The organism is Scytonema sp. UIC 10036 (assembly GCF_009725235.1).
On record NZ_WJFC01000182.1, the window covers coordinates 19,400 to 27,124 of the forward strand.

General features: G+C 39.1%; 4 protein-coding genes. 3 read left to right on the plus strand and 1 reads right to left on the minus strand.

What is annotated here, in order from left to right; all coding sequences use genetic code 11:
* The first annotated feature begins 942 nt into the window (after nt 1–942).
* On the plus strand, nt 943–3,279 hold the full coding sequence (locus F7734_RS47775; protein WP_155751361.1) for a response regulator: 2,337 nt from the start codon (nt 943–945) through the stop codon (nt 3,277–3,279).
* An 11-nt stretch (nt 3,280–3,290) separates the two neighbouring features.
* On the opposite strand, the gene F7734_RS47780 is transcribed toward F7734_RS47775, so the two are convergent.
* Complete coding sequence (locus F7734_RS47780; RefSeq protein ID WP_155751362.1) at nt 3,291–4,052, minus strand: peptidylprolyl isomerase; 762 nt, start codon at nt 4,050–4,052, stop codon at nt 3,291–3,293.
* Between the two features lie 513 nt (nt 4,053–4,565).
* On the opposite strand from F7734_RS47780, the gene F7734_RS47785 reads away from it, so the two are divergent.
* Together F7734_RS47785 and F7734_RS47790 are read left to right on the plus strand one after the other, a co-directional pair.
* A complete protein-coding gene (locus F7734_RS47785) occupies nt 4,566–4,778 on the plus strand; it encodes a hypothetical protein (protein ID WP_155751363.1) in 213 nt (70 codons plus the stop codon).
* Nucleotides 4,779–5,160: 382 nt separating this feature from the next.
* Complete coding sequence (locus F7734_RS47790) at nt 5,161–7,389, plus strand: EAL domain-containing protein (RefSeq protein WP_155751364.1); 2,229 nt, start codon at nt 5,161–5,163, stop codon at nt 7,387–7,389.
* Nucleotides 7,390–7,725 lie beyond the last annotated feature (336 nt).

A 7,725-nucleotide genomic window follows, 5' to 3' on the forward strand; every position in this document is an offset into this window, starting at 1 on the left:
GTCAAGCAAGAAGCATTAGCCTTGAATTTTTAGTCTGAAATTTTTAGTCTGAAAGTCGCTTGTTACAAAATGAGACATTTGATGGTTGACATAAAGCCATTCCACGGCAACAGCTTCTTGTAAATGAGAAGCTGAAAATACTCTTGAAGACGCAGAAAACTATGCGTTACAGCTATACAGATCGAAAGCCGCAATATTTGATGGTGTAGATATTAGAATCTCTTTAATTTCCAACATAAACGTAAAATTTGGGACACTTGTGAGGAAAATATTAAGAAAATATTAAAGACCTTCTTACGGATACGAGATCTTCACTTGTGAATTGTTTGTAAGCGAGATATTGCAAGATTTCTAAGTTCTTAAAGAAGTCGAGAATCGCAACTTAACATATTGTAATTTTATCTTTATAAAATTATTATATTTCTTTCTTATTCCTCCAAAGATAGAATACTAGCAATACTCTGATACGGAGTTGTCAGTAATTTGACTGTATACGTGAATCTTAGATAAGTTTGAAAAGGTTGCTTGATATCACTTAAGTCACTTGTTCTTACTTTAAAGATGTTCATTCTCCTCAAGTATAAAATTTTCAATAATATTGTAGTTATATCTACGGCTATTGAGGCTCCTGAATATTTTTGTATTCATCAAATCTTTACACCTAAAGTTTAAATTAAAGTTGCCGTCAAGAGACTTCTATATTAAACTGCAGTCTAGGTGTTATGGTTTCCTGTAGAAAAACGCAGCCAAAGTTTGTCATAACTTGGGCTAAGAAGTGATGTAGATTCAGCTAATTTTACTGAATCCAACAAAGTTTTTTGCCATTTTATTGTGTTTGAAGCTTAGCTTCAATCCCGATTTTGACTGGAACACAGCCAGTCAAAGAATTGTTAAAAATTCTTAGTACAGATAACAACAGAAATTTAGTGGGGATGAGTAATCATGAGGGTTCTCATTGTAGAGGATAATGAATCAATCGTGAAATCACTCACTGCGCTCCTTCATTATCAAAGTTATGCAGTTGAAGTGGCAGGAAATGGTCAAGCGGCTTGGGACTTAGTACGAGCCTTTAACTACGATTTGATACTGCTTGATATCATGTTACCGGGACTTGATGGGATTAGTTTGTGTCGCCAGTTGCGATCGCACGGTTTTACAGTTCCCATCCTTTTGTTAACAGGTCGAGATAGCGGTCATGATAAAGCAATGGGGTTAGACGCAGGAGCAGATGATTATGTGGTAAAACCTTTTGACTGCAAAGAACTCATCGCTCGTATCCGTGCTTTATTGCGTCGAAATAGCTCAACTCAATCACCTGTATTAGAGTGGGGTAAATTGCGCCTCGATCCCAGCAATCTTGAAGTGTGCTATGAAGCACAACCCATACAGCTAACACCTAAAGAGTATGCTCTTTTAGAGTTGCTGATGCGTTATCCTAAAAGGGTCTTTAGTTGTAATGCAATTCTCGAACATATTTGGTCGTTTGAAAACACACCAACAGAAGAAGCAGTTAGAACTCAAATCAAAGGATTGCGACAGAAACTAAAGGCTGTGGGAGCCGCCGCCGATTTGATTGAAACTGTTTATGGCATTGGGTATCGTCTCAAAGCCTTACCAACAAAACAAAGAAGTCACATCTCTCTTAAGGGAGAAAGTCAACAGCAACAGCAGACATCACCAGCATTGGCTGAAGTTCAGCATCGGTTTAAAGAAAGAATTAACCAGCACATAACTGTACTCGAACAGGCTGCTACAGCTTACTTGCAAGAAACACAGACTGAAGAACTACGTACTTTTGCCGAACGAGAAGCTCAGACACTCATAGCTTCATTATGTCATTATGGTTTGAACAAAGGCGCACAGTTAGCTCGTACAATCAAACATCACCTGCAACTCAGCCAACCTTCAACTAAAGAAACCAAATACTTACATAAGTTAGTGATGGCTTTGCGTAAAGAAATTGAGTCTTCATCCCCAGGATCGGTGTCAAAGTTGGCAAATTCCAAAGACGGACGCCCTAAACTATTAATAGTTGATAGCGATCGCCAACTCGCTCGTGAATTAGCCATCAGATCTAAAGCTCAAGGAATCATTGCAGAAGTAGCAACAACCATTACTGAAGTTAGGGATAAAATTGATTGTGTCCGCCCTGATGCCGTTTTACTTGACCCCATTGTCGGAAATACAACTGAAGAGAGTTTTGCCCTGCTAGCAGAACTTTTGTTACAAACGCCACCAGTACCTGTTGTGGTCTTTACAACCCATAGCAATTTGAATACTCGTTTGGAAGTGGCTCGATTGGGGGGACGCACTTTTTTACAAAAGCCAATGCCTGCGAATGAAGTGATACAAGTTGTTACGCATATCTTGCAACCAACTAACATTGGATCGGAAGCAGTAGTAATGGTTGCAGACAACAATCCCCAAACCCCAGCCACTTTACAAACTCTCCTAGAACCTTGGGGACTGAAAGCCATAGTCGAGAACAATCCCCAACAGTTTTGGGAAACTCTAGAAGCATCTACACCGGATTTGCTGATTGTGAACCTCGATATGCCCAACTTAAACGGAATTGAACTGTGTCAAGTGGTACGAAACGATATCCGTTGGGGTGGATTGCCAATTTTATGTCTTGCCAATAATATAGATGCCACAACTATTCATCAAATTTTTGCAGCTGGTGCAGATGATTTTGTCAGCATCCCTATTGTAGGTCCAGAACTAGTCACCCGCATCCTTCATCGCTTGGAAAGAACTAAATTGCAACGGAGTTTAGCGGAAATTGACCCACTGACTAGAGTGTACAACCGTCATCGCGCCACTCAAGATTTGAACAAGCTACTGCGCTTGAGTTTGAGGCACAACCAACCCATGTGTTTGGCTATTCTAGAATTAGATAAGTTCAAGCAAATTAATAGTGATTTTGGTCATGCAGCCGGTGATGCAGTGCTGCGTCAACTCGGACAACTTCTACAGCGATCGTTTCGTGGAGAAGATGTTGTATCTCGTTGGGGTGGAGAGGAATTTGTAGTTGGTCTGTATGGCATGACTCGAAGCCAGGGACTCCAAAGAGTTGTTCAAATTCTGGAAACACTACAGGAGCAAAAGTTTACTGCCAGCAACAATAGCAAGTTTCAGGTAACTGCCAGTGCGGGTATAGCCCAATACTCTGAAGATGGGGACGATTTGCAGTCTTTATACAAATCTGCCAGTATTGCTCTCAGTCGTGCTCGATCAACCGGATGCAACTCCGCGTTACCAGCAATTACACAAAATTGACTTGATAATTCTTAAGAATTGTTACGTTGCAGCATCCCATTCAATTGACCTTCTATCCACTGTACAAACATCTGCTGTAATATTTCTTGACGTACTGTAGCGCTTAGTTCAGATGGAATATACTCTTCAACCATGAATAAATGACTCCCTCTCTCCGTGTTTACTGGTCCTATTAATTCTCCTATACTTGCATTAAAAACAACATCGGCAATTTCTGGTTTTAACTTGTATCGGTAAATTTTACCTTCACAACCACAGCAATCGCGCCGTCTCTCATCAATATCATATAGATGTGCCGCTTCATAAAAAGTAATTTCTTGCTCCGAAATCTGATAGAACAGCTCGTTCGCTAGCTGTTCGTAAGGCACAATCAATTGATAAAGCAATACTCGCTCGAAATCTGGCTGATGTTGGATGAAATATATTTCCGTGTGTTGAGAGAATAAGACCTCAGCCAATTTTTGTTGCAATAGGCGATCGCGAATACTTGCTTTCCAATCATCTGCTGTCAGTAAGTGCGCCTCCAGCCACACGAAAAGATCGCTATCTGTTGCCAACCGCTGCTCCCTCTGCAAGTGGTTTATCTCAGATTGAATTTCTTCAGGAGTCACTATTAAACCTTGTTCCAAAGCAGCCTTGTGAATAATTCTTTGATAGATAATTTTTTGACAAATTTCCTTCAACTGTAGAGTTTTTCGCAGATAAGTAATAATTTCTCTGTCGTTGATAGATAATCCCAAAAAATTCACAGTGTAGGATTTGTCGTTATACATAACAACTTTTTTCCTCGTCTTATAAATTTTGTAGTCTACATATGACTATAATTTTATTTCTCTAATATAGGTAGGGTGGGCTGTGCAGGGAGAAAAATTTACTAGCCAACTTTAACCAAGCAGTATTAGAAAGAGAATTGCCACTACATTTTCAGTTTAAAAAAAAAAATTGAGGAAATTGTGAGCAAGCAGTCGTGATGAATGGGTTTGTCTTAAATCTTAACTAATAGGTAGAATTACGAAGACCTACGTAAGCAACCTTGATGAAGGGAGTATTTTTAACGGAGTTAACACGTAATTTGGTTTGTGATTTTGCTACCTCATCTTCACAAGATTCTCACATTGTTAACCTAGCATGAAAATATTCCGGTAAAAACAACACGTCCTGAAAACCGCGAACACATCAAGTTTAAGAGTTAATGCTTAATCACAGCCACTCTCTACCCAAGTTTTAATATCAACTACTTTATCAATCGTTTATTACTCCACCTGCAACCGGAGGTAAAAAATATTATGAATTCCTGCCCTTGCTGCACCGACCAGTTATTGCGCCACGTCCGCTCTCAAGGAGTCTATTGGTTCTGCCCATCCTGTCGCCAAGAGATGCCAAGTTTTACCAAAGAAGTTAAAAAAATTAACTGGCTAGAAATAAATATTAAAACTCCTCGTCCATTTGCCGAGTTTAATCTCAACAGGTCAACAAAAGCTGAAAAAGTTTTTGCATAAGAACAATCCTCACCTCGTTCCCAGGCGGAGCTTCACCTCATTCACCTCGTTCACCTCGTTCCCAGGCTCTGCCTGGGAATGCCTTAAGGGAGGCTCCGCCTCCAGGATCTGAGTAATTTAGCAACCACCGTCACAACACTCTGCTGTGGCGGTGGTTTTTCCGTACATAGCTGGCATCTACCGTCTTCAAATTACTTCACGATCGAGTAGATTTCTTGATTTTTGTAATATTACAATTTATACCTTGATTTTAGGTTATAAAAGAGGGTAAATTTTTTAGATTATACAAATCCTCTTGTGAACAAACACTTCTTAATTAAAAGTTTATAAATTAAATCAGTAAAATTACGCAATCACCCATGAATTTTGTGAAGGGCATTCTATGATTATCCAGAATATGGAATTATCTCCAGCTAATTATGAATTCAGTGAAAACACTTGTATAGCGAAGAAAGTTAATATTCTTCTGGTAGATAATTGCAATAAAAGTTTGCTTGCTTTAGAAGCTACTCTGGATTGCCTCAAACAAAATTTGGTAAAAGCAAACTCTGGTTATGAAGCCTTAAGATTTCTTCTAAATCGGGAATTTGCCGTGATTTTACTGAATCCTCAAATGACGGAAATGGACGGGTTTGAGACAGCAAAACTTATTCGACAACGACAGAAAACCGAACAAACGCCAATTATTTTCATTCTCCCGGCATCCAGTCAATTTGAAGATGTTATCTTGAAAGATTATGGCTTAGGTTTAGTCGATTATATCTTTCAACCTATTTCCGCAGAAATACTGATAGCTAAGGTTAAAGCGTTTGTAGATTTGTTTAACATGACGGTGAAGTTAAAACAACAAGCAATGTACTTCAAAAATATTCATAAAGAACTTCAAACTCAAATTGCCGCTCGCCAAACTATAGAATCGGAGCTACGAAAATCCCTGAAAAACTTATCAGATATTCAATTTGCTTTAGATAGCTCTGCTATTGTAGGAATTACTGATGCCAAGGGAGTTATCACCTATGTCAATGATAAGTTCTGTGAAATTTCCAAATACTTAAGAGAAGAACTGATTGGGAAAACCCATCAACTTGTTAATTCTAATTATCATTCCAAGGAATTTTTTCAAAACCTTTGGTTAACTATTTGCCAAGGAAAAGTTTGGCAAGGAGAAATTAAGAATAAAGCCAAAGACGGAACATATTATTGGGTTGATACTGTTATCGTTCCATTTCTCGATAGCAAGGGAAAACCGTTTCAATATTTAGCGATTCGCTTTGACATCACTTCACGCAAACAAGCACAGGAAAAATTACAGCACCAAGTCTTTTATGATGCCCTTACAGGTTTACCCAACCGAGTGAAGTTTTTAGATTGCTTAAGTGAATGTATCAAGCAGGCTCAAACCAACTATGACTATCATTTTGCTGTCTTGTATATTAGCCTGAACCGCTACCAACTGATTAAATACAGCCTTGGTCACTGCCAAGGCGAACAACTGCTAATTGAAGTAGCTTGTCGTTTGTTAACATATTTATGTCCAGTAGATATACTCGCACGAGTGGGAGAAGAAGAGTTTGCCATCTTACTGGCATATACTCCCAATGCACGGGATGCAGAGTTTGCCGCAACACGTATCCATCAAGCCATGAAATTACCTTTTAAACTTAAGGAATCTGTGGAATCTTGTACTGCTAGCATTGGTATCGTTTGTAACAAAATTGGTTACAGCCAAGCTGAAGACTTTCTACAGGCAGCAGATGCGGCAATGCATTATGCCAAAAAGCAAGAAACATCCAACACGGCGGTGTTTAATCGGAATATGCAGTTGCAAGTTGTTGCCAGACTGCAAATGGAAGCAGATCTTGCTCAAGCAATTCAACTCCAGAGGTTACATCTCAACTACCAGCCTATAGTATCACTTATAACTGGAGAAATCACTGCTTTTGAAGCGTTGGTGCGATGGCAGCACTCCAAACAAGGGCTGATTTCCCCAAATGATTTTATTCCGCTTGCAGAAGAAACAGGGTTAATTATTCCTCTCGGTCAATGGGTTTTAATGGAAGCTTGCCGTCAATTACGTCACTGGCAAGAGAAATTACCCAAACGCTTGCCTGTTTCCATCAGTGTGAATTTATCTGGGATTCAACTGATTCAACCGGATTTGGTGGAACAAATTGACCAAATTTTACAAGCTGTAGATTTGAATAGCTCCTTTTTAAAGATAGAAATTACTGAAAGTGTTTTGATGAATAATGCCGATAAAGCCGCTGCCGTCTTAAAGCAACTGCAAGAAAGACAAATTCAACTGTTGCTTGATGATTTTGGTACTGGCTATTCTTCTCTATCGTACCTACATTGTCTTCCCATCAATGCTTTGAAGATTGACCGTTCCTTCATCCGTCAAATAGCTTTTGAGAGTAAAAATTCAGATATAGTCAGGACAATTGTGAATTTAGCTCACAGTTTAGAGTTAGATGTCATTGCAGAAGGAGTTGAAACAGAAGAGCAGTTCATGCATTTGCGATCGCTGGGATGTGAATATGGGCAAGGATACTTTTTCTCCAAAGCACTTGATAGCGAAGCAGCTACCGCCTTAATAGCAGCAACAGATTGAATCTTTCCCTTATACGTTCGTAGTTGCGCTTGAGCGCATGCATCGTAAATGCAAATCAACTAATTTATAAACACTGTAGCTGGGGCGATGCTGCATAAAAACTTTATATGATAGGCAATGCCCCTACGTATATTTCAAAAATACAATCATCAGAGGTCATTTATAAAGTAAATCTTAAATCGCCAAATGTATTGTGTAGGTTGGGGATAACGAAGTGACACCCAATAATTCGATTAAATGTTGGGTATTGTGTAGGTTGAGGATAACGAAGTGACACCCAATAATTCGATTAAATGTTGGGTTTCGTTCCTCAACCCAACCTACTGCTTATATTAT

Coding starts and splice junctions, on each gene's coding strand:
- F7734_RS47775 (WP_155751361.1), top strand. CDS start 943: ATGAGGGTTCTCATTGTAGAGGATAATGAATCAATCGTGAAATCACTC.
- F7734_RS47780 (WP_155751362.1), bottom strand. CDS start 4,052: ATGTATAACGACAAATCCTACACTGTGAATTTTTTGGGATTATCTATC.
- F7734_RS47785 (WP_155751363.1), top strand. CDS start 4,566: ATGAATTCCTGCCCTTGCTGCACCGACCAGTTATTGCGCCACGTCCGC.
- F7734_RS47790 (WP_155751364.1), top strand. CDS start 5,161: ATGATTATCCAGAATATGGAATTATCTCCAGCTAATTATGAATTCAGT.